The sequence below is a fragment of the Methylophaga marina genome, from assembly GCF_030296755.1.
GTDB classification, from domain to species: Bacteria; Pseudomonadota; Gammaproteobacteria; order Nitrosococcales; family Methylophagaceae; genus Methylophaga; species Methylophaga marina.
Window position 1 is genome coordinate 171,638 of the sequence record NZ_AP027741.1, and the last position, 26,650, is coordinate 198,287.

General features: G+C 44.0%; 25 protein-coding genes and 1 pseudogene. 4 read left to right on the forward strand and 22 right to left on the reverse strand.

All coding sequences use genetic code 11. The annotated features are described in order from the left end of the window. The first annotated feature begins 87 nt into the window (after window positions 1–87). Window positions 88–1,704: a methyl-accepting chemotaxis protein gene (locus tag QUE24_RS00870; RefSeq protein WP_286304822.1), complete on the forward strand. Its 1,617-nt coding sequence runs from the start codon at window positions 88–90 to the stop codon at window positions 1,702–1,704. 44 nt (window positions 1,705–1,748) lie between these two features. On the opposite strand, the gene QUE24_RS00875 is transcribed toward QUE24_RS00870, so the two are convergent. The 20 genes and pseudogenes from QUE24_RS00875 to QUE24_RS00975 form a co-directional block, all read right to left on the reverse strand. Further along, entirely contained in the window at window positions 1,749–2,528 is a 780-nt protein-coding gene (locus QUE24_RS00875; RefSeq protein ID WP_286304823.1) for an RMD1 family protein, read from the reverse strand. An 85-nt stretch (window positions 2,529–2,613) separates the two neighbouring features. Continuing rightward, a complete protein-coding gene (locus tag QUE24_RS00880; RefSeq protein ID WP_286304824.1) occupies window positions 2,614–3,690 on the reverse strand; it encodes an NAD(P)-dependent alcohol dehydrogenase in 1,077 nt (358 codons plus the stop codon). Between the two features lie 932 nt (window positions 3,691–4,622). Beyond that, window positions 4,623–5,564: a response regulator transcription factor gene (locus tag QUE24_RS00885; RefSeq protein WP_286304825.1), complete on the reverse strand. Its 942-nt coding sequence runs from the start codon at window positions 5,562–5,564 to the stop codon at window positions 4,623–4,625. After that, a complete protein-coding gene (locus QUE24_RS00890; RefSeq protein WP_286304826.1) occupies window positions 5,557–8,970 on the reverse strand; it encodes a hybrid sensor histidine kinase/response regulator in 3,414 nt (1,137 codons plus the stop codon). The genes QUE24_RS00885 and QUE24_RS00890 overlap by 8 nt, the downstream gene beginning before the upstream one ends. Before the next feature lie 184 nt (window positions 8,971–9,154). Further along, on the reverse strand, window positions 9,155–9,724 hold the full coding sequence (locus QUE24_RS00895; RefSeq protein WP_286304827.1) for a HupE/UreJ family protein: 570 nt from the start codon (window positions 9,722–9,724) through the stop codon (window positions 9,155–9,157). 21 nt (window positions 9,725–9,745) lie between these two features. Beyond that, on the reverse strand, window positions 9,746–10,354 hold the full coding sequence (ureG, locus tag QUE24_RS00900; protein ID WP_286304828.1) for an urease accessory protein UreG: 609 nt from the start codon (window positions 10,352–10,354) through the stop codon (window positions 9,746–9,748). 12 nt (window positions 10,355–10,366) lie between these two features. After that, a complete protein-coding gene (locus QUE24_RS00905) occupies window positions 10,367–11,125 on the reverse strand; it encodes an urease accessory protein UreF (protein ID WP_286304829.1) in 759 nt (252 codons plus the stop codon). Next, on the reverse strand, window positions 11,052–11,543 hold the full coding sequence (ureE, locus tag QUE24_RS00910) for an urease accessory protein UreE (RefSeq protein WP_286304830.1): 492 nt from the start codon (window positions 11,541–11,543) through the stop codon (window positions 11,052–11,054). Before ureE ends, QUE24_RS00905 begins: the two co-directional genes overlap by 74 nt. A gap of 9 nt (window positions 11,544–11,552) precedes the next feature. Then, window positions 11,553–13,270: pseudogene (gene ureC, locus QUE24_RS00920) on the reverse strand (urease subunit alpha). Beyond that, entirely contained in the window at window positions 13,267–13,575 is a 309-nt protein-coding gene (locus tag QUE24_RS00925) for an urease subunit beta (RefSeq protein WP_286304833.1), read from the reverse strand. The pseudogene ureC and the gene QUE24_RS00925 overlap by 4 nt, the downstream one beginning before the upstream one ends. Before the next feature lie 10 nt (window positions 13,576–13,585). Beyond that, window positions 13,586–13,888: an urease subunit gamma gene (locus QUE24_RS00930; RefSeq protein ID WP_284451955.1), complete on the reverse strand. Its 303-nt coding sequence runs from the start codon at window positions 13,886–13,888 to the stop codon at window positions 13,586–13,588. Between the two features lie 19 nt (window positions 13,889–13,907). Beyond that, window positions 13,908–14,768 carry an urease accessory protein UreD gene (locus QUE24_RS00935; protein ID WP_286304834.1) on the reverse strand — a complete coding sequence of 287 codons (861 nt, stop codon included), beginning with the start codon at window positions 14,766–14,768 and terminating at the stop codon, window positions 13,908–13,910. A gap of 87 nt (window positions 14,769–14,855) precedes the next feature. Then, a complete protein-coding gene (gene urtE / locus QUE24_RS00940; RefSeq protein ID WP_286304835.1) occupies window positions 14,856–15,545 on the reverse strand; it encodes an urea ABC transporter ATP-binding subunit UrtE in 690 nt (229 codons plus the stop codon). A 23-nt stretch (window positions 15,546–15,568) separates the two neighbouring features. Beyond that, window positions 15,569–16,315, reverse strand: coding sequence for an urea ABC transporter ATP-binding protein UrtD (gene urtD / locus QUE24_RS00945; RefSeq protein ID WP_286304836.1), 747 nt, complete (start codon window positions 16,313–16,315; stop codon window positions 15,569–15,571). Beyond that, window positions 16,315–17,472 (reverse strand): urea ABC transporter permease subunit UrtC, encoded by a 1,158-nt coding sequence (gene urtC, locus QUE24_RS00950; RefSeq protein WP_286304837.1) that lies wholly within the window; start codon window positions 17,470–17,472, stop codon window positions 16,315–16,317. The genes urtD and urtC overlap by 1 nt, the downstream gene beginning before the upstream one ends. A 15-nt stretch (window positions 17,473–17,487) precedes the next feature. Continuing rightward, window positions 17,488–18,411 (reverse strand): urea ABC transporter permease subunit UrtB, encoded by a 924-nt coding sequence (gene urtB / locus QUE24_RS00955; RefSeq protein WP_286304838.1) that lies wholly within the window; start codon window positions 18,409–18,411, stop codon window positions 17,488–17,490. 94 nt (window positions 18,412–18,505) lie between these two features. Then, complete coding sequence (gene urtA / locus QUE24_RS00960; RefSeq protein ID WP_286304839.1) at window positions 18,506–19,759, reverse strand: urea ABC transporter substrate-binding protein; 1,254 nt, start codon at window positions 19,757–19,759, stop codon at window positions 18,506–18,508. Window positions 19,760–19,795: 36 nt separating this feature from the next. Then, entirely contained in the window at window positions 19,796–20,146 is a 351-nt protein-coding gene (locus tag QUE24_RS00965) for an FmdB family zinc ribbon protein (protein ID WP_286304840.1), read from the reverse strand. A gap of 20 nt (window positions 20,147–20,166) precedes the next feature. Continuing rightward, window positions 20,167–21,390 carry a formamidase gene (fmdA, locus tag QUE24_RS00970; protein WP_286304841.1) on the reverse strand — a complete coding sequence of 408 codons (1,224 nt, stop codon included), beginning with the start codon at window positions 21,388–21,390 and terminating at the stop codon, window positions 20,167–20,169. Between the two features lie 16 nt (window positions 21,391–21,406). Further along, window positions 21,407–22,528, reverse strand: coding sequence for a porin (locus QUE24_RS00975; RefSeq protein WP_286304842.1), 1,122 nt, complete (start codon window positions 22,526–22,528; stop codon window positions 21,407–21,409). Window positions 22,529–22,703: 175 nt separating this feature from the next. On the opposite strand from QUE24_RS00975, the gene QUE24_RS00980 reads away from it, so the two are divergent. Beyond that, window positions 22,704–23,255 carry a hypothetical protein gene (locus QUE24_RS00980; RefSeq protein WP_286304843.1) on the forward strand — a complete coding sequence of 184 codons (552 nt, stop codon included), beginning with the start codon at window positions 22,704–22,706 and terminating at the stop codon, window positions 23,253–23,255. Between the two features lie 51 nt (window positions 23,256–23,306). Here QUE24_RS00980 and mtgA read toward each other — a convergent pair whose 3' ends face one another. After that, the gene (gene mtgA, locus QUE24_RS00985) at window positions 23,307–24,005 is read right to left on the reverse strand and encodes a monofunctional biosynthetic peptidoglycan transglycosylase (RefSeq protein WP_286304844.1); all 699 of its coding nucleotides are present in this window, start codon (window positions 24,003–24,005) and stop codon (window positions 23,307–23,309) included. Window positions 24,006–24,238: 233 nt separating this feature from the next. Between mtgA and QUE24_RS00990 the strand changes: the two genes are divergently transcribed. Both QUE24_RS00990 and QUE24_RS00995 read left to right on the forward strand, forming a co-directional pair. Then, window positions 24,239–25,042: an AEC family transporter gene (locus QUE24_RS00990; RefSeq protein ID WP_286304845.1), complete on the forward strand. Its 804-nt coding sequence runs from the start codon at window positions 24,239–24,241 to the stop codon at window positions 25,040–25,042. A gap of 67 nt (window positions 25,043–25,109) precedes the next feature. Then, on the forward strand, window positions 25,110–25,433 hold the full coding sequence (locus QUE24_RS00995; RefSeq protein ID WP_286304846.1) for a hypothetical protein: 324 nt from the start codon (window positions 25,110–25,112) through the stop codon (window positions 25,431–25,433). A 39-nt stretch (window positions 25,434–25,472) separates the two neighbouring features. Here QUE24_RS00995 and QUE24_RS01000 read toward each other — a convergent pair whose 3' ends face one another. After that, a complete protein-coding gene (locus QUE24_RS01000; RefSeq protein ID WP_286304847.1) occupies window positions 25,473–26,594 on the reverse strand; it encodes an HD-GYP domain-containing protein in 1,122 nt (373 codons plus the stop codon). Window positions 26,595–26,650 lie beyond the last annotated feature (56 nt).

Sequence of the window (26,650 nt, forward strand, 5' to 3'; positions counted from 1 at the left end):
ATTCAATTTTCGTTAACTTAGATTAAACCTACAGAAAATTGAGCCGATAGCATTGATAGCTCGGACGTAAACTTAGGTAAAAAAACAATGAATCTAAACCTGCAAAGCATCAGAACAAAAAGCTCTATACCCGTCGTGGTTATGGGGCTCACAATTATTGTCGTGATTGCCCTATTTTTATGGATGATGGCGAAACAAAACCACGCCATTGAACTACAAACTGAATTATTCATGCCTGCCAATGAAAAGATATTAAATGCAGATAGAGACTTACATCAGGCTAAAATCGCTGCGATAAATGTGATGGCCAATCGTGGTAATCGTGATGAAGAAGTCGCGGTATGGCAGGAAAATGCCAAACAGGCGTATGAACGCTATGAACAGTTTCTAGACTATGTACAGATTTATCCCGATGTGGCGGCAGGTAGAGACGCATTTGAAGCAGCCTACAATCAATGGATGATAGCCGCTGAGAAAATGGTGAATGACACCAATTCATCTAACGAGCGTCAGCTCGCTCAGCAAGAAGAAGAAACATTCCAAAGCCTACGCTCTATTTTAGATAAAAAGGGTGAGGTCTTACTCAATAAATTTGACGCTTTAGATGCTCAGCTGAAAAGCGAGTTAAAACGCAGTATGAGCATAACCATCATCGTTGTGTTAGCGATTATTATTGTCGCGCTCTACTTCAGTTACACCGTGCCGAAAAGACTCACTTCGGATATCAACGATCTTATCAAACGCATTGATATGATTGCCTCAGGTGATGGTGACCTCACAGCCAGACTTGATGTCAGTTCCAAAGATGAGTTTGGTGAGCTCGCCAAGTCATTCAACCGATTTGTTGAGAAGTTACAGGACTTAATTAAATCGACCTTAGATAATGTTCAAGGGCTCAGCTCTCTGACAGTACAATTAGCTGATTCGTCAAATAAAACAAAAAGTATCAATGAAACCTTAAATTTATCAACTGAGTCGATTGTCAGTGCCGTACATGAAATGACATTGGCGAATAAAGAAATGTCGAATGTGGCCACCAACTCAGCCTCAGAAGCCGATCAAACGTCACAACTCGCCGCAAAAGGCATACATGTTGTTGAAGAATCCAATAAATGTATCTCAGAACTGATTAAAGATATGGATACCGTTCTCAACTGTTCAGAGCAGTTGGAGCAAAACTCCACTAGTATTCTCTCGGTGCTGGAAGTCATCAGTTCAGTGGCAGAACAAACCAATCTATTGGCACTGAATGCCGCTATTGAAGCTGCTCGTGCCGGAGATCATGGTCGCGGGTTTGCCGTCGTTGCTGATGAAGTTCGTTCACTAGCTACCAGAACGCAGCAGAGCACAGACGATATCAGCCAGATTATCAGTCAACTGCAAAGCTCTGTCAGTCAATCCTCAACGGCAATTACTCAAGGGAAAACCGACGTCGATAAAACAGCCAATACGTTCCAGGAAGCCTCTTCCGTGTTTGATGAAATCAGATCATCATCACGCCGCGTAAACGACATGGCGATTCAAACAGCTGCCGCTACAGAAGAGCAAACGGCTGTAGCTGAAGATATCAGTAAAAACCTGCATGGTTTAAACCAGCAGACTGAGTCAGCTCAACAAGTGTCTAAAACAGGTGATGAGATTTCGAAAAAAATCACCAATTTCTCAGAAAACATGATGAACTTGATGGGCCGTTTCAAAGTGTAAGACCTCACAAAAAAAGAACCAGATCATCATGATCTGGTTCTTTTTTAATGCAGAAATAAGAGAATTTCCAGTGCAATCAGGATAATGATAATCCATTCCAGCGTAGAAGAATGTTTGTGGTTCTGTTCATTAGCCAGCATATCCAAAAGCTCATGAATACTTTCCAGCTTCTTATTCAACACATTAATCCGTGCCACCACATCCAGATAGCGTGAAACGATGGTATACAAAGGTTCAAGCTCAGGATAATCCCAGAAAAACTCTGGCGTATCCAGCAGACTATAGTTCAGCAAAATATCACCACGTGCACCAAACAACACACCCCGCGATTTCGCTATAGCTTTTCTGCTCATGGCCACTTTTCCTGTTTTGGCTAATGAGACAGGAATATGGGCATGAGCCTGAATCACTTCCTGTGCCAGTCGTTCAAATTCGGCCAGCTTCACGGATTGTGCTAAAGCGTGCGACACCGCTAACCTCTCCATGCTGTCCTGATTGGCAAAGCTGATTTTATCAGCATGCATTTTGATGGTGTCGGTATGGCTATCAAACGTATACTGCTCAAAATCTGGTACTATTTTGCTATCTAAAACAAATGTTTGAATTTTAGTCAGCAAGGATTGTTTGGTATTTTCAGTCACGCCCCAGAAAACGACAACGCCATAATCAAACAGAAAAGCCTCGCCGGAGTCGAGTTCCAGTTGCATGGCATCGTGCATGCGTATGAAGCGATCATTCTCTTTGAGAAAATGCTCTAAATCGGGCAACACAAATGAACGTCCAATCGCTAACGATTCAATCGATGCTGTGGCAAATTGTGTCATCTTGTACCCCTCAAAAAGTGTTGGCGTACTCTACGCCGAAACGATTGATTTGGGTAGTAAAAACTGTGTTCAAAGACATAAAAATTTACATAGTGATAGCGACCTTTAACACCCCATCACGTTGATGTGAAAATAAGTCATAAGCCTCAACGATATCATCCAGTTTATAACGGTGTGTCACCATGTCCTGCAGATTGACTCGACTGGACTCAATGACACTCATTAAGCGCCGCATACGTTCTTTGCCACCCGGACATAAACTGGTGATAATTTTGTGATCCCCAAGACCGGCACTAAAAGCATCAAGTGGAATAGTTAAGTCGCTTGAATACACACCTAAGCTAGATAGTGTGCCCCCCGGTTTTAAAACCCTTAACGCCGACTCAAAGGTTTGCTGTGTTCCCAATGCTTCAATCACCGCATCCACACCGCGACCTCCTGTGATTTTCATGATTTCCTGGATAACATCCACTTGACGGTAATCGAGTGTGATATCTGCACCTAACTGTCTAGCATAGGCCAGACGTTCATCAATGCCATCAATGGCAATAATCAGACTGGCCCCTTTTAATCTGGCGCCAGCTGTCGCACATAAGCCAATCGGCCCTTGAGCAAATATGGCCACAATATCACCAATCTTAATATTGGCTGACTCAGCACCGGCAAAACCGGTAGACATAATGTCAGGACACATTAATACCTGTTCGTCACTCAAGCCATCCGGTACGGGAGCTAGATTGGCTTGAGCATCCGGTACGACTAAAAATTCAGCCTGTGCACCATCTATCGTATTGCCAAAACGCCAGCCGCCCATGGGCTTATAACCATGATGATGACACCCACCGTCTTGTGCTGGCAGGCCATCCTGACAGGCATAGGAATAGAAGCTTGGACATATTGCGCCAGCAATCACGCGCTGTCCTTCTTCATAACCTTGTACATTTTTGCCCAGCTTTTCGATTGTGCCGACAGGTTCATGGCCAATCGTTAAGCCTTGTTCAACTGGATATTCACCTTTAAGAATATGGACGTCCGTACCACAAATTGTGGTGGTTGTTATACGTATCAAAGCATCGTTATCACCAATATCTGGTATCGGCTTTTCAACGATTTCAATTCGTCCTTTTTCAATAAAGGCGGCTGCTTTCATCTTGCCAGACATATCGACGCTCCTTACATAAGTTGTTCTAAGCTTAGCTATGAGTTATGACATTATCACTATCATCAACAACGTGTTATGACCTGGATCAAGCTAATGAATGTTCGCGTAAACCGTCTCAATAAAGCACCTGACTGACCTACATCAATGTGCATCTATATCCTGTTTTAGAATAGGTCTACATAGAAAAGCCTCAATAGTGACGCTAAGCAATAATTACGTTACTGAACCTAACATCATGAAAAAAAGGACTTAATCACATTAGCACGTGGCAAATCATTGGCTTTGTCTTCTTTAGTATTGTGCTTAATCAGCCAGCGCTAGCACAAAATAACTTATCTAAAAAACCAGTTATTCCTGACTCGATTGTCGGTAAGTACCTGATCTATAAAAGTGGCTCTGTTACCTCTTTTGCACAGAAGAAAACATGGTTAATCACCTATAAAGATGAATTTTATGTGTATAGCCGGAAAGGGACTTCAGGCACCAGTGCCAGAGAGACATACAATTGTCGTGTTATGTTGACCATGAGCGACAAACGTTAGCTAACTTGATATCGAAAAACCGTATCTATAAATGCTGTCGTGGTGACATTCTCAAACCGCCGGTAGATTATGCTATTCAAGCGATTAAAGATTCTAAAACAGGCTTGTTTTACACCGATCGTTGTACTGTCAAACAAAAATGTGTGATTTGGTGAATGTACACCACCATTCCAGTGATAATCGCTGTGCGACTGTGTGAAATATTTAAAAGGTTATGCCCCTGACTTTCTCGATATGTACTTATATTCGTCGAAGAATGCTGCATTTACTGACTCCCGTGGGAGATGATAAGCCAGTAGCATGACATATTTATTTGTCTCATTCGCACGTGAGTACACAGTAAGCGTCGCTTTTTCCCTCGCTGAAATTAGCGTTTTTAGCCTGTCTTATTTATGCATCAACACCGTGACCACTTAATGTATGCAGTTTCGACACAGCCAGTGAAGCAGCTGCGGTTCGGGTTTCAACACCAAGTTTCACAAAGACATGTTCCATATGTTTATTCACTGTACGAGGGCTGGTACCCAAGATTTCACCAATACTTTTATCGGTTTTACCCAATATGACCCAATGCAACACTTCTGCTTCACGTTTAGTCAGATTAAACACCGCTTTTAGAGCTTCAACCTGCGCTGCTTCAGACTCTTCACGTAACAAAATAAGCCATTGTTCCTCATTACGGATATCTGCCGGCGTAAAAATTAAGCGTCCAGTAGGATGATTAATCATCAGTGGTCTTAAACGCTTTTTGCCGCCCTCACTTAGTTGCTGAATCCATTGTTGCAGTTGTTCAGCATGTTTACCTTCATCACTTTTATCATTGAGGTATTTATCGACCAAATCACGAGCGAGCGGGGTTTGCCAGATGATTTTATCGGTGCCGGGCAGTACCGCAATCGCCGCCTGACCAAAAGCATCCAGCGCACCTTGGGTATGACTCATCATTCTTGAGTTTTTGAGATGGGTATTTAAGCGAGCAATGACTTCTATCGGGCTTAAAGGTTTGGTGACGTAATCAATACCGCCGGCAGAAAATCCGGCAACCACATCTTCTGACTCCGTTAATCCGGTCATGAAGATCACCGGTATATGACGTGTATTAATATCCTGTTTCAATCGACGACACACATCAAAGCCACCCAGCTCAGGCATCACCGCATCCAGTAACACAATATCCGGGTAGGCTTCATTACAAATACGAATCGCATCATTGCCATTATTTGCCACCAGTACGGTGTAACCCGACTCGACAAGAGAAGCATGTAAAAGTGCTAATGTTTCAGGCGCATCATCGACCACTAGTACCACAGCATTTTGATTCGCTTCAGTCATTTTGCAGTTTCTCTTTAATAAATTGTTTCATATTCTCCAATTGAAATGTTTCTGCCATTTGACGCATTTCATTAATAAATGATTGACTCGCCATCCCTTGTGATTCGAGCTCATCAATGATTTCTCTCACCCCCATAATGTAGCCCAAATCCAGCATTTCAAGCAGTGATTCTAATACATGTGTTTCAGGGATTATCTTCTCACTATCAATAGACTCATCTGTTTCAGGCACTGTCTCGTCGGCCTGAATCCATTCTAAATGGAGCCTCTCACCAATCCAATTAATCAGCTCCATCAAATTGACAGGTTTAAGGACAAAATCACTCGGTAAGATACCCGATGAATTTTCCAAGTTCCGGTCAAACGCATTGGCAGAAATAATACAGATATGCACATCAGACTGATGCACATTTCGAATCAGATGACAGGTTTCCCAACCATCCATTTCAGGCATCGCCAGATCCATGAAAATGATATCGGGTTTAAAATCAGGGTAGATACGTAAACACTCGGGGCCTGACGCTGCCTCTTTGACTTCAAAGCCTAATGGCGTCAATACATTCATCAACAACTCTCTGTCGATGGGTTCATTATCAACAACCAGTAATTTACGACGTGGCCCTTTGTAACCGACAGGCATACGCATTGCCAGCGAAGGTAATGCTTCATCAAGACGCACAGTTGGTAAAAATAAGCGAATGTAAAAGGTGGTCCCCTCACCCACTTTGCTTTCCAAATCCAATACACCGCCCATCAATTGAGTCAGTAATTTACAAATGGTCAAGCCCAGTCCCGTGCCACCAACCCCCGTTGCGGTATTGCCTCTGACAAAAGGCTGAAAAATATTTTCAATATCTTTTTCATCAATGCCGGGCCCCGTATCTGCCACCTCAATGGATAAGAATTCACGTGCATAACTAAAGTGAATATCGATACCGCCTTCGCGAGTATATTTGACGGCATTACCGATAATATTAATCAGAATCTGGCTGAGGCGTTTATGGTCGGCTCGCACAACCGGAGGTAAGTCATCAGGTATGGTGTAATGAAATCGTAAGCCTTTATTCTTAGCCTGAATTTCAAACATACTGACGATTTGCTGAATATATTCGGGAAAGCGTAAGGATTTAATATCAAACTGCAACTTACCACTTTCAATTCGGGCAATATCCAAGGTGCCCTCAATTAATGACAATAAGTGTTCACCACTGCGTAAAATCACTTTAGTGGCATGTTTATTATTGCCAACGATATCGTCATTATTATCCAGTAACTGTGCATAACCAAGAATGCTATTGAGTGGTGTGCGTAACTCATGACTAATGCCGGTAATATAACGGCTCTTCGCCTGATTCGCCTGCTCTGCTACGACTCGTGCTTGTTGTAATTCAGCATCGGTTTGTTTATGCAGAATGATTTCACGCTGTAATAAATTATTTTGGTTGTTCGATTCCTGCTGAGCCACATTCCGGCTTTGTGAGGTCAATACCAGCCACCACACAATAATGCCGCTCACTAAGACCAGTGTCGAAAATGCTTTGATAAAGCCAAGCTGTATCGCTGGCATGATATGCGCTGAGTATTCTGTGACGGTCAGGGAAATATGGACATAGATAAGACCGAAAATAGACGCCAGAATCAATACCGTCAAAGACATCAATAATAAATAGTGCCCAACACCGCTATGAATATTGCCTGACCAGGCTTTCGGTAATACTTTGCAGATGATGTTTTCCCACTGTGAGGTCAAGCGCCCATGTGGTTTACAAGCATCATTACATCGGGCATCCAAACAGCAGCATAAAGAACAGATTGGCCCCTGATAGGCTGGGCAATAAGCCACATCTTGTATTTCATAGTCACGCCCACAAATACTGCATGTTTCCTTGGTTTTACTCGGGTGAAAGGTAAAAGGTTGGCGGGCAAGATAGTATTTACCCTTGGTATACCAAGCAATTAAAGGTGAAGCGACTAAAGCCGTGAACATAGCAATAAAGGATGAAAATGCCTGCGCCTCTAAACCAAACACACCCAAAAAGGCAGTGACGGAGATCAGTGATGCTATACCCATCGCCCCTACACCAACAGGATTGATGTCGTATAAATAGGCTCGACGGAATTCGACGCCCTTGGGACTCAATCCTAAAGGTTTATTAATCACCAGATCGGCTACCACTGCTGTAATCCAGGAAATTGCTATATTGGAATACAACCCCAGAATTTGCTCGAGCGCCTGAAACACATCAAGTAACATGAGCATAGTAGCTATCAGTACATTGAATAATAGCCAGACAACCCGTCCAGGGTGACTATGCGTCAGGCGGGCAAAAAAGTTAGACCAAGCCAAAGAGCCGGCATAGGCATTGGTAATATTAATTTTAATTTGTGACAGCACCACAAAAAAGACGGTGACCGCCAATAACACATCGGTATTAGCAAACACATAGCTAAACCCCACGTAGTACATATGGGTAGGATTAATGGCTTCTTCGATACTCATCCCTGCCATCAGGGCGAGATAGGCCAATAAGGCGCCAATAAACATTTTGGCCATGCCCATTGAAATCCAGCCTGGGCCTGCCATTAACACACCCAGATGCCATTGGAAGGAGTTCTTTTTTGTCCGTTCCGGCATAAACCGCAAGAAGTCGACCTGCTCCCCGACTTGTGGAATTAATGCCATACCGATAGCGACAGCGGTACCAAACATATAAATATTAAAGTCACTGTCATATCCGGATTCACCGGCAAAGTTCATCAAACCAGAAAAGGCATCAGGTTGCTTTATAAAGATAAATACCAACGGCAAAATCATCATAAACAGCCATAAAGGCTGAGTGAGCATTTGGATACGACTGATTAAAGTGACGCCATGTGTGACGAGGGGGATCACAACCACAGCACAGATGAGATAACTGACATAGAGCGGGATGGTGAAATACAAACTCAAGGCATAGGCCATGATCACCGCTTCGAGAGCAAATAATATGAAGGTGAAGGTGGCATAGACAAAAGATGAAATCGTCGAACCGATATACCCAAAACCAGCGCCACGCGTCAGCAAGTCCATATCCAGACCATATTTAGCGGCGTAATGACTGATCGGTAAGCTGGTTAAGAAAATAATTAAACTAACGGTTAATATTGCCCAAAAAGCATTGGTAAAGCCATAGTTGACGGCAATAGTACCGCCGATAGCTTCTAGAACCAGAAACGATATCGCCCCCAACGCAGTATTTGAGACACGAAAAATGGGCCATTTTCGGAACGAATTTGGCGTAAACCTTAAGGCATAATCTTCCAGAGTCTCGTTAGCTACCCAGGTATTGTAATCACGCCGTATTTTAACAATACGTTGTGGTGCTTCATTCTCAGCAGAAGGAGTGATGGCATCATTCGGTGTCAAATTCATATCCTGACGTTGGGAAGATGCTTTTGCCTGTCCGTTAAACAAACAGCAACTTGGTACAACAAACGATTCAACATCTTAACTGATGCTCATAGTCATTTTATCTACGTAATTCTACGTAGGTAAAAAAACGTCCTGACAATGTCAGGACATTTTTATGGTCAATATAAACAGGCGTGTTTTAAGCTATTAGGAAAAAGGCGCCTGCCACGGCTAATACAGATATTAGCAGGCTTTGTAGATACTGGCCTATACGATCTTTCTGACGGCCCAACAAGAAACCTGTAGCTAACAAACCGGCTGTTGTCAGTGTTAACCCCAGAATAGCCATAAAGCCATGCTCGGCCAGGACTAATTCTTGTCCATGCACAAAACCATGCATCAAACCAAACATACTTGTCAGCATCAGTTGCCATAACGCACTGATTCTGGCACTCAAGAAGAGAATGAGCCCCATTGCCAGCACACTCACAGCTATACCTAGCTCAACCATACTAGACGTAGTCATGAAGGCCCCCATCGTCAGGCCGATCAATAGAAAGATGATAAATAAGGTCGGTATTTGAAAGCGATTTTCAGTGGGTGCACGTGCTGCCCAGAACCCGATTGCTAACATCACTAATAAATGATCTAAACCGGTTAACGGATGCAAAAACCCACTCATAAACCCGACTGCGTCATGGCCTGGGTGTGCCATCGCCGTCAACGGAAATCCGACTAATGCCATTAAAATTAAAAGGCTTTTTTTCATTATCAATTCCTCATCTAAAAATTAGTGCAGCATTAAGCCTTGTTTTTCAATAAACAGGATAATGTCATCCAGACCTTGCTCATCTTTCAGGTTGGTAAAAAAGAACGGACGTTCCCCACGCATACGTTTGGCATCTTCATCCATCACGTCTAAGGAAGCGCCTACCAGTGGCGCTAAGTCTGTTTTATTAATAATCAGCAAATCAGATTTGGTAATTCCCGGCCCACCTTTACGCGGTATTTTTTCACCGGCTGATACGTCAATGACATATAAGGTCAAGTCGGAAAGCTCTGGACTAAAGGTGGCGGCTAAATTATCACCACCGCTTTCAATAAAGACAATATCCAATGGCTCGAAACGTTTACTCAACTGTGCCACGGCTTCCAGATTCATCGACGCATCTTCACGGATCGCTGTATGCGGACAACCACCGGTTTCCACACCAATAATCCGGTCTGCTGACAGGGCTTCATTTCGGGTTAGGAACTGTGCATCTTCTTTGGTATAAATATCATTAGTGACAACGGCTATGTTATAGGTATCACGCAGACGTTTACATAAAGCTAATGTTAATGCCGTTTTACCTGAGCCGACTGGCCCGCCGATCCCCACCCGTAATGGTTCTTTCATTTATACCTCACTTTAAGAACGGAATAATCTCGAATATTGTGTTTCATGCCGACAGCTGGCTATGCTCAATGCGGGACAGAAATTACTCATTTCATCATCAGCACATTGCATAGCCTGTTCAATGACGACCGTAATATTTTCACTAACGGCAACCAGAATTTGTTGACCTGCCACTTGTCCTAATGGAATCGCTTTCATTGCCGCACTGACCTGATTTTCAATCCATGACCAAGCATATACATGCAACGTTTCCGCCAATGATATTTGCCAGTTCACCGCCGTACCCGCATATACAGTAGGAAAACTGGGCTCATCAATGGCAGTGATCACATCTAATTTTGCTTGCGGCCAGGCATCTAAATCCTGTTGCAGACGTAATAAGGAATAGCCCATTTGTCTGGATTCAAGCCAGGTTTCAGCACTGTCTCTACCAGCCTTATAGAAGCTATCCCAATGTTGGATGGCTGATTCATCCATGTTTTGCCATGCCTCAAACAAACGTTTCATCACTGGCAATTCAAATTGCGCATAATAGGTCAGCAATACATCAGATATCCAACGCTGTGCGGTTGGTTTATCCGTCACATCGCCCGATTCAATGGCCCATTCAAAGCCTTGAGAATAACTGTAGGCACCAATAGGTAAAGCTGGGCTGGCCAGTTGTAATAAGCGTGAAAATGCGGCTGTGGTTTTCATGTTAATGATGGTGATGATGTGAATGATGATCATGGTCGTGATCATCGTCATGATGATGGTGATGTCCACCGCCATAAGCGCCGGCCTCGGGTTCAAACGGCGCGTCGGTCTCTTCCACAGTCACACGTAAACCTAACAACATGTCTTTTAACACATAATCGCTTTCCAGCTTCAGCCAGCCATCACCAATTTCTAATGGCACATGGCGATTACCTAAATGGTAGGCTGCCCGCATCAAATCATGTGCAGAATGGGTGGTGACAATCATGACTTTTTGATCAGCCGCTTGTACCTGAATAATAGAGCCATCATCCGCTTGCAAAATATCACCGCCGCGTAAGATTTCTCCACGTGGCATAAATATCGCCGCCTCACGACCTGAAGCCAGATTGACCCGGATACGACTTTTTTGACGTAAATCAAAACTCATCGATACCATGTCATCAAACTCGCTGATGCCGTTATTGCTTAATTTTGTGTGTATTTCAAGCATAGTCTTACTCTAAAAAAGGAAATAGCGTTGTGCCATAGGGAGTTCCGTAGCCGGATCACAAATCAGTAATTCACCATCAGCCAGCACTTGATACGTTTCAGGATCGACACTGATTTCCGGTGTGGCATCGTTTAGCACCATATTTTTTTTGGTCACTTGACGGCAGTTCTTCACGGCAACAAGTGGTTTGGATAAATTCAGTTTTTTCACCTCAGGATTATCCATCGCGGCCTGAGAGACAAAGGTCAATGAGCTTTTCAGGCCCTTACCAAAACTGGCAAACATGGGGCGATAATGAACAGGTTGCGGTGTCGGAATAGAGGCATTGGGATCGCCCATAACGGCTGAGGCAATACTGCCACCTTTTAAGATCAAAGTCGGTTTTACCCCAAAAAAGCAGGTCGCCATAAAACGAGATCAGCAAACTTGCCCGGTTCTATTGAGCCAACAATATGGGAAATACCGTGAGTAATGGCCGGATTGATGGTGTACTTAGCGATATAACGTTTGACGCGAAAGTTATCGGTATTCTCAGCGCCATCTTTGGTATCTTCAGGCAAGGTGCCACGCTGGACTTTCATTTTATGTGCTGTTTGCCAGGTACGCATGATTACCTCACCAACCCGCCCCATCGCCTGTGAATCAGATGACATCATCGCAAAGGCGCCGGTGTCATGGAGAATATCTTCAGCAGCAATGGTTTCACGGCGAATTCTCGACTCAGCAAACGCCACATCCTCAGCAATCGCAGGATCAAGATGATGACATACCATCAACATATCCAAATGCTCATCCAACGTATTCACCGTGAAAGGTCGGGTGGGATTCGTTGATGACGGTAAGACATTTTGTGAACTGATGGCTTTAATGATATCCGGAGCATGACCACCACCTGCACCCTCAGTATGAAACGTATGGATAGTGCGATCTTTAAATGCCGCTAAGGTCGTTTCAACAAAACCTGACTCGTTCAAAGTGTCACTATGAATCGCCACCTGGACATCCATTTCTTCTGCCACACTTAAACAGTTATCAATGGCGGCTGGCGTCGTACCCCAGTCCTCATGCAACTTCAGACCAATCACGCCAGCTTCGACTTGTTCACGCGCTGGTTCAGGTAAAGAGACATTACCTTTACCGAAAAAGCCCATATTCATTGGAAACGCTTCGGCCGCTTCCAGCATTCGATGAATATGCCAAGGTCCTGGCGTGCAGGTTGTGGCAAACGTGCCTGTGGCTGGTCCGGTGCCACCGCCTAACATCGTGGTGACACCTGAGGTGAGTGCTTCTTCAATTTGTTGTGGACAGATCCAATGAATATGACTGTCAATGCCACCTGCCGTGAGAATCATACCTTCACCGGCAATAACCTCAGTACCGGCACCGATAGGAATAGTCACGTTCGGCTGAATATCTGGGTTACCCGCTTTACCGATTTGCCAGATATGGCCATCTTTTAACCCTACATCTGCTTTGATAATGCCAGTCACAGCATCAATAATCAGTGCATTAGTAATGACCGTGTCAGCCACTTCGGCTGCAGACAGTTGTGATTGCCCCATGCCATCACGAATCACTTTACCACCACCGAATTTGACTTCTTCGCCATAGGTAGTGAGATCTTTTTCAACCTCGATCCATAGCTCGGTATCGGCAAGACGAATTTTATCACCCACCGTTGGACCGAACATTTCAGCATAGGCCTGACGAGAAATTTTAACGCTCATGACAAGGCTCCCATGACTTTACCCGCAAACCCGTATACTGTTTGGGCACCTGCCAGTTTAACCAGCTCAATACTACGCATTTGACCTGGTTCAAACCGAACAGCCGTGCCAGCTGTTATATTCAGACGGAAGCCATAGGCCTGATCGCGGTCAAACAACAAGGCATCATTGACTTCATAAAAATGATAGTGCGAACCGACCTGGACTGGACGATCACCTGAATTGGAAACATCAATGAGTTTGGTCTCACGCTGAACATTCAGCTCAATATCACCATTTGCAAAACGCATTTCACCTGGAATCATCTTTGTCACCTCACACTATGGGGTCGTGTACAGTAATTAATTTGGTGCCATCAGGGAACGTGGCTTCCACTTGTATTTCGGTGACCATTTCCGCAATGCCATCCATCACATCTTCACGTGTCAGTAAGGTCGTGCCATAACTCATCAGGTCACTGACACTTCGCCCGTCCCTGGCCCCTTCCATAATCGCTGCGGTGATATAAGCCACCGCTTCCGGATAATTTAATTTCACACCACGGTCTTTACGACGTTCTGCTAATAATGCAGCTGTAAAAATCAGTAACTTATCTTTTTCTCTTGGCGTTAAATCCATTGTCACATCCTATAATTAATCAGGTTGCCCAAATACGTGGGCGTACAGCGCGTGAGTTTGCATACCATGGCCGCAGACAAGACCATAATTGTTCAAAATACTGTCGTGCTTCTTGTGCACAATTGCCGATATAGCGTGCTGTAAAGACTTCAGGGAGTGCGGAAACCCCATACTGCGCTACAGAGTTGAGTGTGACGTGTCGGCATTGCTCCATCACACTATCCGGGATATGACCGGCGGTGACCACAAAACTACCAAACACGGGAAAACCGCGTAATCCAGCTATCGATGTCAGCATAAGACTGTCCGGCTTAAATACCGCGTTCTCTTGCCATATCAAACGATCGTCACGCTTTATCTGCAACACTTGTTGGTAACGCCCATGTTGCCAGTGTTCGCCACTGGCCTGTCGTCCAAGACAACTGATATCCCATCCCGCAAAATGCGCATTTTGGCTCAATTCGACCTGTGTTTTCAGCGTGACATCAGCACCATCAAACACAATATTTTCCTGGGGAAACCACTCGAGAAGACTGTCATCGTGCTGCTCAATAGTCACGGTTTGACTGGCTTGTCGTCCAGCCGACTTATACCACTTGGTCGCACCAGGCGTCGTGATCAAACTCTTTGCAGAAGTTGCCAGCTCAAACAGAAGCTGCAGACGGTCGCCACCCGCAACACCACCTGGAGGATGAATAACTAATGCATGTGCCGGATTAGGCCCTTCGGGATAGAGACATTTTTGAATAGTTAAAGGACCAGAGTGGGCCTTTTTTGCCAGAATCGTCTTACCATTTCGTTCGATAAAACTTAATTGAAGACGAGCATCCCAGCCTGTCATTGCAGTATTTACTTGGGTTCTGTCTATCAATTGCGTCACGCATTCTGTCCTGGTTTCATGCGATAAAAGATAACATGACACCCCCACTCCCTATGCAAAAAAACATTTGGGAATGGGGGCTGCCGATTACACTGTCAGGTATTGTTTAATCTTAGCTGCATCCACATTTTCACGCAGATCTTCATGAATTAAATTACCTTTTTCGATCACCATGATGCGATCAGCGATATCCATAGTAAAGCTTAAAACCTGTTCTGATACGACAATGGTTATCTCACGCATTTGACGAATTTCATTTAAAACGCGGGCGATATCCTTAATGATAGACGGCTGAATACCTTCCGTCGGTTCATCCAATAACAATACTTTAGGATTAGTCACCAACGCACGTGCTATCGCTAATTGCTGCTGCTGACCACCCGATAGATTACCGCCTTTACGATGACGCATTTCATGCAGCACAGGAAACAATGAAAAAATATCTTCCGGTATCGACTTCTGCTTTGATACCTGTAGACCTGTTTCAATATTTTCCTGAACGGTCAGATTAGGGAAAATCATTCGACCTTGGGGCACATAGGCAAGACCATTCGCCACACGTTTGTAGCTTTCCATGCCACTGAGATCTTGCCCTTCCAAATTCACTTTTGTCGACTGACTAGGCAAAATCCCCATTAAAGATTTAAATAAGGTGGTTTTACCCATGCCATTTCGGCCCATAATCGCCAATGTTTCATTTTTTTCAGCTTTAAAACTGATTTCATGAATGACTTCACTCTGGCCATAACTGACTTGCAGGTTTTCAACTTCGAACATGTTTTTATCTCCTCAATACCTGATTAATGGCCCAGATAGACTTCAATGACTTTTTCGTCATTTTGTACATTATCCATCGCACCTTCAGCCAGAATTTTCCCTTGATGTAATACCGTGACCTTACGAGCAATTTTTTTCACAAATTCCATATCATGTTCAATCACAATCACTGAACGGTTTTGACAAATTCGGTTAAGTAACTCGGCTGTTTCGTCACGTTCCTTCGCACTCATGCCTGCCACTGGCTCATCCAGCATCAGTAGTTCAGGGTCCTGCATCAATAGCATGCCAATCTCTAACCATTGTTTTTGGCCGTGACTGAGCACGGCCGCTTCTGTATCGAGCTCGTCCAGTAGTTGGATTTCTTCTGCTATTTGTAAAACAGTGTCACGAACTTTATCGGTCGATTTGAAAAATAAACTGCCAAATACGCCACGGCCTTCTGGATAAGAGACTTCCAGATTTTCATACACACTCAGGTTTTCGTAGATAGAGGGAGTTTGGAATTTTCGTCCGACTCCTGTTCTGACGATTTCGTGTTCAGCTTGTTTAGTGAGTTCATGATTTTTGAATTTAATCGAGCCTGAACTCGCTTTTGTCTTGCCACAAATTAAGTCCAGCAAAGTGGTTTTACCGGCCCCATTAGGACCGATAATCACACGAAGTTCATTTTTGTCGATATACATATTCAATGTATCAACCGCTTTGAAGCCATCAAATGAGACTGTCAGGTCTTCAATCGCTAACAGAAAATCAGTAGAGGTACTCATTATTTAGCTCCTTCCAATTCAGCTTTTTGTTCAAGTGCATCTTTTCCTGCTGCTTTGTCACCATTGCTTTGCAGACGTTTAAGGAAACCAATTTTGCTGGCGTATTTTTCATAAATACCGGCCAGACCATTCGGGAAGAACATCACCACAGCGATAAACAATCCGCCCATCAGGAATAACCAAAGCTCAGGGAAGGTTTCAGAAAATGTCGTTTTACCCACATTGACCAATAATGTCCCGTAAACCACACCAATCAATGACATACGTCCACCCACGGCAGCAAAGATCACCATTTCAATGGAAGGCACAATGCCGACAAACGAAGGTGACATAAAGCCAACTTGCAGGGTAAACATCGCACCACCGATGGCTGCAATCACTGCTGACACACAGAAAATAAAGATTTTGAAGTTAGACACGTCATAACCAGAGAAGCGAACGCGGTCTTCTTTATCTTTCATGGCTAATAACAGACGACCAAATTTACTGGTCAAAATAAAACGACTGATGCAAATGACCGCCAATAATAAAAAGGCATTAATAAAGTAGAGAATATATTTAGAGGAATCTAAACGGATATCCCAACCATTCAGTGTTTTCAAGTCAGTAATACCATTGATACCACCGGTATACCCCTGTTGACCGACGATAAGCACTGTCAGGATAACCGCGATAACCTGAGTGATGATAGCGAAGTAAACCCCACCCACACGGCGTTTGAACATGGAGTAACCAATAATGAATGCAAACACCGATGGCACAATCAAGATAGCCAGTAAGGCAACCCAGAAATGCTCAAATGGCACCCAGAACCAAGGCAGTTCCGTTAACTGGTTCCAGTCCATAAAATCAGGAATACCCGGTGTAGACTGGATAGCTGTACTTTCAGGATCTGAAGCCTCAAGCTTCAGGAACATGGCCATGGCATAACCACCTAGTCCAAAAAACACGCCCTGGCCTAAACTCAAAATACCACCATAGCCCCAAAGTAATACCAGACTAACAGCAGCAAAAGCATACGTTAGATATTTGCCTACCAGATTAAGACGGAATAAATCCAATGATAAAGGCAGGATAATCAAAATTAAGGCTGCGAGAATGGCTAAACCAATAGCGCCATTCTTACCACCCAGAAAACGTTCTACAAAGAAATTCATTATGACCCCCTCGCCTTATTTACGAACTTTACTAGAGAACAAACCTTCTGGACGCATCATCAGAATGATGACCAGTGTCAGCAAGGTCAGTACTTTTGCCATGGAACCGCTGATAAAGAACTCAAGAATAGATTGAGCCTGAGCGATACTGAAGGCTGAAGCGATCGTGCCGAATAAGCTGGCAGCACCACCAAAGACAACGACCATGAAGGTATCTACGATGTACAAAGAACCTGACGTTGGGCCTGTTGAGGCGATGGTTGTGAAAGCCGCGCCTGCCACACCGGCAATGCCGCAACCTAAAGCAAAGGTCATGCGATCAACGCGTGTTGTATTAATACCGACGGCACCACTCATCACACGATTTTGTGTAGTGGCTCGTACATTTAAGCCCCAAGAAGAACGGTACATGAGGATAAAGACACCAATGGTGACCAGGGTGGTTAATCCCAAAACGAACATACCGTTGATGGGTATAAAAATCGTATCTGTTGGCATGTAAGAGCCCATTAACCAATCTGGTAATGTTGGGCTGACTTCACGTGCGCCAAACAGAGAACGGAAAATCTGTTGCATGATCAAACTCAATCCCCACGTCGCTAAAAGTGTATCCAGAGGACGTTTATAGAGATGCCTGATCAGCAGCCATTCGATGAAATAGCCCACTACACCGGCAACGATGAATGAGGCAATGATGGCAAAGAAAAAGTAATAACTCAGAAACTCAGGAAAATAGGTTTCTGTCATGACTGACAACATATAGGTGGTATACGCACCAATTGCCATAAACTCGCCATGGGCCATGTTAATGACGCCCATCTGTCCGAAAATAATTGCAAGGCCCAGTGCCATTAACAGCAGCACACTGAATAAACTCAAACCTGCAAACCCTTGCATGGCCAGAATTGATGTCAATTCTTGTATTGAATAATCGCCCATAACGCTACTCCGAAGGTGATCTAAAAAGAGTGATTGAAACGTGGTTGAAAGAGGGCAAGCTGCTTATGCAGCCTGCCCATCTTGATACTGCGGTCTATTGATAACCTTCTGGGAATGGATTTGGTTCGATCAATTCAGGTGATTGATAAATCACTTTCGCTTGACCGTCTTTTTGCCATTCAGCTACGCGAGTGTAGCTCCACAGATGGTGATTAGGATGAAGCTTTACATAACCTTCAGGTGCAGTTGTTAACTCAATGTCACCTTCTTCTGAAGCGGCAACCACTTTATCAACATCAAAGCTGCCTGCTTTTTCGACGGCGGCTTTCCATAACCAAGGGCCAAGGTAAGCGGCTTGAGTTACGTCACCAATAACACTGTCATCACCATGCATTTCTTTAAATGCTTTGACGAATTCTTTGTTATTGTCGTTATCCAGACTTTGGAAATACTTCATGACTGAATAGAAACCGACCAGGTTTTCACCACCGATACCTAAGACTTCGTCTTCAGTAACAGAGATAGTGACCAGTGTTTGTTTCGCACCATTAATACCAGCCGCGTTTAACTGCTTGAACCATGCAACGTTAGAACCACCGACAACAGCGGCGAAAATAACGTCAGGTTTTTTCAGACGGATTTTATTGATAACCGAACCGAACTGAGTGTCACCTAATGGTTTGTATTCTTCACCGACGACTTTGCCACCTAAAACATTTTCGATATGTTTACGGGCAATTTTCATTGATGTACGTGGCCATATATAGTCAGAGCCAATCAAATAATACGTTTTTGCACCTTTTTCTTTAGCCACCCAATCCAAACCAGCCAGGATTTGTTGAGTCGCTTCTTGACCGGTGTAAATCACATTATGTGATTGTTCCAAACCTTCATAGAACGTTGGGTAGTAAAGCAAACCATTTTGCTGTTCGAATACAGGCAGTGCCGCTTTACGTGATGCAGAAGTCCAGCAACCGAAAACAGCAGCTACATTATCGTTCACCAATAATTTACGTGACTTTTCAGCAAAGGTTGGCCAGTCACTCGCGCCATCTTCCTGAATAATTTCGATTTGACGACCTAAGATACCGCCAGACTCATTGATTTGTTTGATAGCCAGTTTTTCTGCTTCCTGAGCACCGGTCTCACTGATGGCCATGGTGCCAGTCAATGAATGCAGGATACCCACTTTAACGGTGTCATCCGTTACAGCCAAACCTGTGGTATTCACTTCAGCTGTTGGGTAGTCTTCCGCCATTGCTGATGTACTAATGAAGCCAGCGGCTATCATTGCGCCAAGCAAAGCGCCTGTTTTACCTAAGAATTTTCTTCGACTAAAATGTTTCATTGATTAATCTCCAGTTTTAAAACAATGTTTGGTTACTCAGTGACCGAGCATCCAAGGTCTTGCAGTTTTCTTCGTTTGCATCAATAGGCCGTTTCCTTGTTTATTTTCGTTAGAAGATGACGTGTCTTTGTTTGATGTCGAGCAAGTGTGCGTGCCTGAACAACCACAGCTGGAACGTCGAGCCTGTCTGGGGTCGTGTGCCGATTTTTCGTTACGCTCAAACGCTTTCTTTCTGCCACCATCCATCAGGGCCAGATTTGGGGCCGTGATGATACGTGGCGCTAACTCACCACAGTTTTCACAAGTGCAGGGCAAGCTGGATTCGCTCATTTTGCGTAGTGCTGAAAATTCGCCACATTGCGCACATCGGTAGTCATAAACAGGCATCGCACTCTTCCTCTAGTCAATTAAGATGTTTTTGCAGTATCAATGCCTGGGGTCACCAGCTCTAACGGGCCGTCTGGATTAGGCATGATGTCGAAATCAAAGATCTCTGTTGGCAACCACAAGGTCGCACAAGCATTTGGTACATCAACAATACCGCTGATATGACCTTCAACCGGTGCTGTACCAAGAATGGAGACGGCCTGCTGACCGCTGTAACCAAACTTCTTCATGTACTCAATGGCGTTCAAACAAGCTTGTTTGTAGGCCACATTAACGTCCAGGTAATGTTGTTTACCTTGTTCATCAACTGAGATACCTTCGAAAATCAGGTAATCACGGTACTTAGGCTCAACCACACTTGGTTTGAACAGTGGGTTTTTGATGCCATATTTCTTAACGCCGCCTTTGATTAAGTTGACACGGATATCTAAGTAACCCGCCATCTCAATCGCACCACAGAAAGTGATTTCACCATCACCTTGAGAGAAGTGAAGGTCACCCATTGAAAGGCCACCGTCTTTCACATACACAGGAAAATAAATACGTGAACCTTTAGTCAGGTTTTTGATATCACAGTTACCACCGTGCTCACGTGGTGGTACCGTACGTGCACCTGTTTTAGCCGCAGCAGCCGCTTCATCACCTTTTAATCGCCCCATTACCGCTGATTTTTCTTCAGGCGGACATGCAAGCATAGGTACACGGTCAGGATCAGTCGCAATTAAGTCAGCTTCACGCTGATTCCATTCTTCCAGCATTTCTTTTGATGGTAAGCAACCAATCAAACCAGGATGCATAATGCCGGCAAACTGCACGTTTGGAATGTGACGTGATGTCGTGTAAATACCGTGGAAGTCCCAGATAGACTTACTGGCATCAGGGAAGTGGTCAGTTAAAAAACCACCACCGTTTTCTTTAGCGAATAAACCATTAAAACCCCATTGCTGATCTTCAAAGGTGCCGACATCCAAAATGTCTACCACCATCAAATCGCCAGGTTCGGCACCTTCAACACCAATCGGGCCACTTAAATAGTGAACCTGTGTTAAATCGACATCACGGATATCATCCGCACTGTCATTATTGCCAATCTGACCGCCAGTCCAATCCATACATTCAACACGGAATTCATCACCGGGCTTGACCATGGCGATCATGGGTATATCTGGATGCCAACGGTTATGGATTTGACCGTCCTGCTCCCATGGTTTTTTATCTAAATCGAGTTTTACTATCGTTTTCATTTAGTTCCTCCTTCTACTAGAACTGAAGTTGGGTACTGATGACAAAAGCGTCATCATCAGATTGATTCGTGACTTCAAGATTTCTGTAAATGGCTGTGATTTGAGCGTTGTAACCGTCTATGATGTAGTTCACGCCAAAATCTGTACGTTCTGTTTCAATGCCGTTGTCAGCATCAAAATTTTGATAATGAACGATTGGCATAAATTGTCCCCAGCCCACTTTCTCACTGAAGATAAATCCAGCACCTAGCGCGTAGGCTTCACCCTGTTCAGACTCAAACACATCATCAGTGTCGTAGTCGTAATAAGCGGCTTCGAATGAGATGGCACCTGCACCTAGTTTTTTCTCAATTAATAAGTCAGCACCATATTGGCTGTAATCACCGACATCAGTAGTTGACGCTGCGCCATCTTCTTTTGAACGACCAAACACACCAATCGTGAATATGTCTTTAGCCCCTAAATAGTTGCCTGTGCCGTAATAACCCGGCTCTTTATCCCAGAAGCTGTATTGCAAACGACCGGCATACATCAATTCATCGCTTTGATTAGGGTTTGAGGTAGATTCGTTACCTAAGCCACTGTAGAAAAAGATTTTGTCTGCTTCGAAAGCACCGAATGAATAAGCTAGACGTTGGTCTAAGGTTGTACCCACTACTGCTACACCTTCATCACGACCGATGGTGCCACCATTCCAGCCATAACGTGCTGCAATGTTTTGCCAATAACCATCACCTGATGTGTAGTAAGGACCAGCCATGTTGGCACGGCTACTTGGAGATAAGAAACGACCTGTCCAGATCGCAAAATCAGGAGTCAATTGGAAAATACCGGCAGCATCAATGACTTTCATTGACTCATCGCTGTTCATTTCAGTGTTAAACATACCCTTGATGTATTTGTTTAACGCACCTGAGAAATAGAGTCTGGCACTATCTAAGTTGAAGTCATTTGAGCGACCACCGTCATTTGCACCGTCTTCAGCATTGGTATAGCTACCACGCATACCAAAACCGACGCTGACATATTGATCTTCACCAAACGTGATGGTGCCAGCTGCCTGTGACACACTTGGTGCCATCAATGCAGAACTGGCAAGCGCCACTGCGTAGGTGAGAGAGTTGAGTTTCATTTTCATTCTAATTGCCCCTGTTAGCCATCCGAGAAAAGAAAAAGTCGCAAACGTGATGTTCGCGTCAGGAGCAATACTAGTGAGCTGGGTCAGAAGCTTGAATACGTGAAATTGCGTAGAAACAGATCCCACTTGTTCAGGTAACCTGTAGCCATGTTAAAGAGTCATCAAGGAAAGACGGATGTTTCAAAAACGAAAATTTAATAAGGCGCTAGCCGTCACATCACTCGGCATAATGAGTCTTACTCTCACTGCCTGTGGTGAATTCAGTTATAAACGCGGCGCATCCGCTCGTGATTTCCAACAGGAAAAAGATGTGTGTGCTGCCAGCACCAATACAGAGGCGCAGACTAAAAAGTGCTTAAAAGAACATGGCTGGATAGTGCTGGATCTCGACAACAAGGCCAATGAAGCAGCAGCCAAAACCGGCAGTCCCGCTAATAAAGCGGTGATTCATGGAAGTTATACAAAGAGTTCGCCCGATCAATTTATCGCTGAGAAAACGACTGAAACTGACATTGAACCCGCACCACTTCCAGCCGATCCACTACAGCCTGTTGGTGTTAGCTCCTGGTGGAAAGCGGGTGCAGGCCCCGAGCAATTACTTAATGATGGTCAAGCCTGTCAAGATGGCTTGAGTAAAGAGCACCCAATCAACGGTAATTTTAGCCAAGTTACCGTTGGCTTTATTGAGTGTATGGCAGAGAAAGGCTGGAAAGTCTGGCTTAAATAACTCTCTCGTCCTCGGTACCGCCAGTACCCCTTCTAGTACTGGCGGTTTTTTTTATTCTGATATCGTGGCTAACCAGTTTGTACCACCTAATTTACGTTGTTGGGCTAAGTTCCAACGGGCTCTATCAATGAGATGTTGTGCAGGTCTTGCCGGATCATATTTCAACGGACTTGGTAAGGTAGAGGCTAATAAAGCCGCCTGCATATCCGTCAGTTGCGAGGCGCGTTTGCCAAAGTGATACTGACTAGCGGCCTCAATACCAAAGACGCCGGGTCCCCACTCTGCAATATTCATATACACTTCAAGAATGCGTTGTTTGCCCCAGGTTACTTCGATCAATGACGTAAACCAGACCTCAAGGCCTTTCCTCAGCCAACTTCTGCCCGTCCATAAGAACATATTTTTAGCGACTTGCTGGCTAATGGTACTGGCTCCACGTAAGCGGCCACCCTCTTCAGCTTCATTCAAAGCATTCATAATGGCATCGACGTCAAAGCCTTGATGTATCGGGAAACGCTGATCCTCAGAGGTAATGACCGCTAAAGCAGCTTTTTTGGGCATCTCATCCCAGCTTAACCAGGTTTGTTGAATACTGTAATCATCATGCGTCAGCCAACGTTCCAGCATCACCATACTGACGGGTGGGTTCAACCAGCGAAACGGCAGGACAATAAGCAGGCTCAACACTAACCATCCCAGCATGGCATAAAGAAGCCATTTGATAAAAATGCGTTTGATTTTATTCAGCATATCTGCCTTTTTATTGTTTCTGACCCATAGTGGTTAGGCACCTAACGATCATCCTGATATCATTTAATATTGCAACAAAAACTCATCTATCTGATGCTTACTACTTTTTCAATTTTGTTACCGATTTTCGGGTTGATTGCGGCCGGTTTTATCGCTAGAAAAACCGGCGTGCTCGACCCACAGCGGCTAGCGAATTAAACCGTTACGTCGTCTGGCTAGCCCTGCCTGCCTTATTGTTCGACATTATGGCACATAGCCATTGGCAAGCTTTATTTAAGCCTGCTTTTATTTATGTTTATCTGCTTGGTACTGGGGTTATTTTTGTTTTTATTCTGTTGTGGCGGTTAAATCAGGGTAGTCATTTAGCTGACGCCAGTGTTGATGGTGTGGCAGCGGCTTACTCCAATACGGGTTACGTCGGTTTTCCATTGTTATTTTTAGTATTTGGTTCATCCAGTCAAGTGCCCACGACTATCGCATCCATTATTGTGGTGTGTATCTTATTTTCTATTGCCATCATGTTAATAGAAACGGGGTTGCAAGCTGAAAAAGCGCTCCACCATAGAATGAAACATGTTTTTTCTGCGGTCTTCCGTAATCCATTAGTTGTCTCTCCGATTGCCGGCGTGTTGGTCGCGGCTTCTGGGTTGACGCTGCCCAACAGCATTGAAACATTTCTTCATCTGCTCTCAGACTCCGCCAGCCCATGTGCATTAGTGAGTTTAGGGTTATTTTTAGCCAGTAATGTAAACCAAGCTGATAGTGTGGATATGCGAGCAAAACAGATTGCTTGGGTATTAACGTTTACCAAGCTTATCGCTCAACCACTGCTTGTCGCTGTGTTGGCTTTATGGGTGTTTGATATGAATAATACCTTAGCCATGATGGCAATATTATTGGCTGCGCTACCGACAGGTACTGGGCCTTTTATGCTGGCCGAATATTACCAGCGTGATGCATTTATTACGGCTCAGACTATTATGCTCTCTACGCTTATTTCATTAGTCACATTGACGATCTTATTAAACTTGATGTGAAAGGTAGGCGTTCAAACCGGTTTTTTGTACTATTAATGAGCTTATTCACTTTTTACTGGGACGACTTATGAAAAAAATTATCATCGCTGCACTTGTTGCCACATTACTTGGCTGCACGTCCGCATCACCTAAACAATATTATCGTCCAGCTGGCGCAGAGCAACAAGTTGAGGTGTATGGTCGTTTTGATCAAATCAGCTTTGAACACCAAGTGTTAATTAATAACAATGTCGTGATAAATGGTCAGTTATCATATAACTATGATGAAGGCCATTTCAGTGGTGAGTATGACGGTATGACCGTCACTTCAGACTGTAAATGGAAGATGAAAAAAGATTTAATTTGCCTGGTGAAAATTAATAACGAAATGGCTGCTACACTGACATTTTAAATCCAGTTAGTCGTTATAACCTGAGCGTGTTTGCTCAAGTTATAACGGCTTTTTATCATCAGATAGTGCTTTCATTACTTTTTCAAATTCTGCTTTGTTGCGCCTGACAGCAGCCACACACTCAGCATCCAGTTTATTCGCCTGTTGCATTTTTTCCAGTTCAGCAAGGGCATCATCTAAAGGCCACGGTTTTTTGTAGGGGCGTTGGCAGGTCAAAGCATCAAAGATGTCTGCTACCGTTGCAATTCTGGCCTCAAGTGGAATCTGCTTCCCTTTTAAACCTTTGGGGTAACCTGAGCCGTCAATGTATTCATGATGACAGGCTACGATATTTCGCATCATATCGGTATCACGCATATCTACCAGGTTATAGTCATTCAGCACTTGCTCGAGCATCACAATCCCCTTTTCCACATGGGTTTTCATAATGCTGCGCTCTGCATCATCCAATCGACCTGGTTTATTGAGTATGGTGTCAGAAATACCGATCTTGCCAATATCATGCAGTCGGGCAAATATGTGCACATGTTCTATAAACTCATCACTCAAGCGATGTTTTTTTGCCAAATCAGTAGCAATAATTCTGGCGTAACATGCCATACGATCAAGATGTAATCCGGTTTCAAAATCTCTGAAATCAGTGAAATCTCTAGCTGCTCTGACTGTCGCTAACAAGGTATTAACCAGTGATAATTCTTCATTAATCATCATGGATATGAATTGAGCATACAAACTTAACGTAATTTTTTCTGCGTCGCTCAAATGTTGAGGTAGATGTTCAATCTCAAAGCAAACAAACCCAATAAAGCGTTGTGCTTGTTTAATGGGAATAATAGACGCGGCTAAACTTTGTGGATCTTGTTGAAAATGTTGCCAGATGGGATCATCCGTGGCGAATGAGACAAGCTTACCTTCTTCTTGTTGGCATAAGGTAAACAAGGCTTGGTTAGATTTGAGGTAGAGACTTTCATCCATGCCGTGGCTAGCGAAATGATGACTACTCAGAAATTTTTTCAGTGAATCTGTTTTCTCATCATAAAGCAGACAGGATGACTGCGTTATCTGAGGCAAACTCTGTCGCAAACACTCATGCAACACTTCTAATCGCCCATTCAGCGTATCTGGCTTATTCGCTAGTAGTGATATCACTTTTGCATCCATTTCACGCCTCCTGAACACCGCTCTTTTCATTAAGAACAGTTGTATCAATCTATTAA

What these genes read in the sequence shown, in the direction of transcription:
- ureG (WP_286304828.1), bottom strand. Translation starts at nt 10,354, where the DNA reads ATGAAAGAACCATTACGGGTGGGGATCGGCGGGCCAGTCGGCTCAGGT.
- urtE (WP_286304835.1), bottom strand. Translation starts at nt 15,545, where the DNA reads ATGTTCGAAGTTGAAAACCTGCAAGTCAGTTATGGCCAGAGTGAAGTC.
- ureE (WP_286304830.1), bottom strand. Translation starts at nt 11,543, where the DNA reads ATGCTTGAAATACACACAAAATTAAGCAATAACGGCATCAGCGAGTTT.
- QUE24_RS00925 (WP_286304833.1), bottom strand. Translation starts at nt 13,575, where the DNA reads ATGATTCCAGGTGAAATGCGTTTTGCAAATGGTGATATTGAGCTGAAT.
- QUE24_RS00905 (WP_286304829.1), bottom strand. Translation starts at nt 11,125, where the DNA reads ATGGCGGTGGACATCACCATCATCATGACGATGATCACGACCATGATC.
- QUE24_RS01000 (WP_286304847.1), bottom strand. Translation starts at nt 26,594, where the DNA reads ATGGATGCAAAAGTGATATCACTACTAGCGAATAAGCCAGATACGCTG.
- QUE24_RS00880 (WP_286304824.1), bottom strand. Translation starts at nt 3,690, where the DNA reads ATGTCTGGCAAGATGAAAGCAGCCGCCTTTATTGAAAAAGGACGAATT.
- QUE24_RS00995 (WP_286304846.1), top strand. Translation starts at nt 25,110, where the DNA reads ATGAAAAAAATTATCATCGCTGCACTTGTTGCCACATTACTTGGCTGC.
- urtD (WP_286304836.1), bottom strand. Translation starts at nt 16,315, where the DNA reads ATGAGTACCTCTACTGATTTTCTGTTAGCGATTGAAGACCTGACAGTC.
- QUE24_RS00930 (WP_284451955.1), bottom strand. Translation starts at nt 13,888, where the DNA reads ATGGATTTAACGCCAAGAGAAAAAGATAAGTTACTGATTTTTACAGCT.
- urtC (WP_286304837.1), bottom strand. Translation starts at nt 17,472, where the DNA reads ATGAATTTCTTTGTAGAACGTTTTCTGGGTGGTAAGAATGGCGCTATT.
- QUE24_RS00870 (WP_286304822.1), top strand. Translation starts at nt 88, where the DNA reads ATGAATCTAAACCTGCAAAGCATCAGAACAAAAAGCTCTATACCCGTC.
- QUE24_RS00980 (WP_286304843.1), top strand. Translation starts at nt 22,704, where the DNA reads ATGTTTCAAAAACGAAAATTTAATAAGGCGCTAGCCGTCACATCACTC.
- urtA (WP_286304839.1), bottom strand. Translation starts at nt 19,759, where the DNA reads ATGAAACATTTTAGTCGAAGAAAATTCTTAGGTAAAACAGGCGCTTTG.
- fmdA (WP_286304841.1), bottom strand. Translation starts at nt 21,390, where the DNA reads ATGAAAACGATAGTAAAACTCGATTTAGATAAAAAACCATGGGAGCAG.
- QUE24_RS00875 (WP_286304823.1), bottom strand. Translation starts at nt 2,528, where the DNA reads ATGACACAATTTGCCACAGCATCGATTGAATCGTTAGCGATTGGACGT.
- QUE24_RS00965 (WP_286304840.1), bottom strand. Translation starts at nt 20,146, where the DNA reads ATGCCTGTTTATGACTACCGATGTGCGCAATGTGGCGAATTTTCAGCA.
- QUE24_RS00885 (WP_286304825.1), bottom strand. Translation starts at nt 5,564, where the DNA reads ATGACTGAAGCGAATCAAAATGCTGTGGTACTAGTGGTCGATGATGCG.
- QUE24_RS00975 (WP_286304842.1), bottom strand. Translation starts at nt 22,528, where the DNA reads ATGAAAATGAAACTCAACTCTCTCACCTACGCAGTGGCGCTTGCCAGT.
- QUE24_RS00895 (WP_286304827.1), bottom strand. Translation starts at nt 9,724, where the DNA reads ATGAAAAAAAGCCTTTTAATTTTAATGGCATTAGTCGGATTTCCGTTG.
- urtB (WP_286304838.1), bottom strand. Translation starts at nt 18,411, where the DNA reads ATGGGCGATTATTCAATACAAGAATTGACATCAATTCTGGCCATGCAA.
- mtgA (WP_286304844.1), bottom strand. Translation starts at nt 24,005, where the DNA reads ATGCTGAATAAAATCAAACGCATTTTTATCAAATGGCTTCTTTATGCC.